Annotated in this window: 2 protein-coding genes and 1 pseudogene; 2 read left to right on the top strand and 1 reads right to left on the bottom strand. The window is 59.9% G+C overall.

The features are described from left to right. Positions 1–458: pseudogene (locus EN964_RS33915) on the top strand (sugar ABC transporter substrate-binding protein); the annotation flags it as partial. A 110-nt stretch (positions 459–568) separates the two neighbouring features. After that, a complete protein-coding gene (locus tag EN964_RS33920; RefSeq protein ID WP_127267487.1) occupies positions 569–1,261 on the top strand; it encodes a class I SAM-dependent methyltransferase in 693 nt (230 codons plus the stop codon). A 57-nt stretch (positions 1,262–1,318) separates the two neighbouring features. On the opposite strand, the gene EN964_RS33925 is transcribed toward EN964_RS33920, so the two are convergent. Next, on the bottom strand, positions 1,319–1,585 hold the full coding sequence (locus EN964_RS33925; RefSeq protein WP_027036262.1) for an acyl carrier protein: 267 nt from the start codon (positions 1,583–1,585) through the stop codon (positions 1,319–1,321). Positions 1,586–1,644 lie beyond the last annotated feature (59 nt).

The raw sequence follows: 1,644 nt of genomic DNA on the forward strand, positions 1-1,644 counted from the left end.
ATCTGGCGCGGGTCACCAAATCGTTCGAATCGGGCAACCTGACCAACAGCAGGCTCGCCGATGTCAGACGTGCGGTGCTGATGTCGTCGAGCCGGGCGCTCGAGACCTCGGTCGAACTCATGAGAACGCGGCGCCAGCAGGAAGACTTCGTCAGGCAGCAGGAACGCAATGAAAATCAACGAAGGATCGGCCTTCTGAACGAGTTGAGGGACACCGACCTTCGCCTCGCCGAGACCACTGCAAGGCTCCACGCAGCCAGCCAGAAGCTTCAGCCATCAGGGGCGTCCGCTCTTCCGCTGCCGGTCGCCGGCGAAACCTTCCAGGCGCGGATCACAATAACCGGTGGAGCCGGCGACGCGTCGAGAAGTCGACCGGTCGACCAGGACACTGAGGTCGCGCCTGGAGACACCATCGAGGTGAGGTTCAGCAGCGACCTGCAGAGCGCGGCGATCCAGTAGTTGCGCGACGTGAACCGACCCGGGAACGACGGTGGCTAATGCCTCGCCTCACGGCATGAAGACGGGGCGTCGAGAAATCAAAATGGAAAAATCCAGAAAGCGGGTTTGTCGTGATTGGTGAAATGGATGTCGCCAGCGCCTACAGCACGGGCCGTACCGACTTCATGGGGCTGAATTTGGTTGTGGCGCCCGGCGTGCTCGTCCCTCGCCCGGAGACGGAATTGCTCGGCAGCACCGCCCTCAATGTGCTTCGTGAACTTAATCGGCCGGTCCCGCGTGTCGTGGACATGTGCTGCGGGGCGGGCAATCTCGCCTGCGCCATTGGATACAAGGTCCCCACCGCGCGCGTCTGGGCGAGCGATCTCACTGACAGCTGTGTCGAAACCACCTGCCGGAATGTCGCCCATCTTGGCCTGGCCGGGCGCATTTCGGTGCTGCAGGGCGACCTGTTCAATTCCTTCTCGGGTCTGGAGCTCGAAGGCACGATCGATCTGGTCGTTTGCAACCCGCCTTACATCTCCGAGAAGCGGCTCGAAAACGACCGCGCGCACCTGATGGAACTTGAACCACGTGAGGCGTTCGCTGCCGGGCCTTACGGCCTGAGCATTCACATGCGGGTGATCAAGGAGGCGCGGCGCTATCTGCGGCAAGGTGGCATGCTGCTTTTCGAGGTCGGGCTTGGCCAGGACCGGCAGGTCATGAGTTTGGTTGAGCGTTCCAAAGCCTACGAGAGCATTCGCGCGGTTGCAAACAAAGCCGGTGAAGCCAGGGTGGTTTGTGCACGGGCCAAAGCGCCAGCGTGAGCCGCGCCATTGGTTTGCGCGCTCGGTTGGGAGGACGCCCTTAAAGCGGCCCAGCGATCAGTTTTCCTTGCTGAGCACGTAACGTGCAATTCCCTGGATGGAATCGAAATTCTCAGGCAGAAGTTCACTGTCCTCGACAGTGATGCCGAATGTCTCCTCGACGAAGCCGATAACTTCAAGCACTCCAGTCGAGTCTATGATGCCCTGGTCGAGCAACGACGTTTCAACCTCCAGGGCACGCGGGTCGGCCACGTAGAAATTTGACGCCAGAAAGGCGCGTATCTGATCGCTGTAGGTGTCAATTCTGTTGTTCGTGCTCAGCATTGAATTGGCCTCCGATCCAAATGATTTCCAGGTGTCGCTTTATGAAAGCGCTATTTTCT

The sequence above is a fragment of the Mesorhizobium sp. M7A.F.Ca.CA.001.10.2.1 genome (assembly GCF_003998575.1).
Classification (GTDB): domain Bacteria; phylum Pseudomonadota; class Alphaproteobacteria; order Rhizobiales; family Rhizobiaceae; genus Mesorhizobium.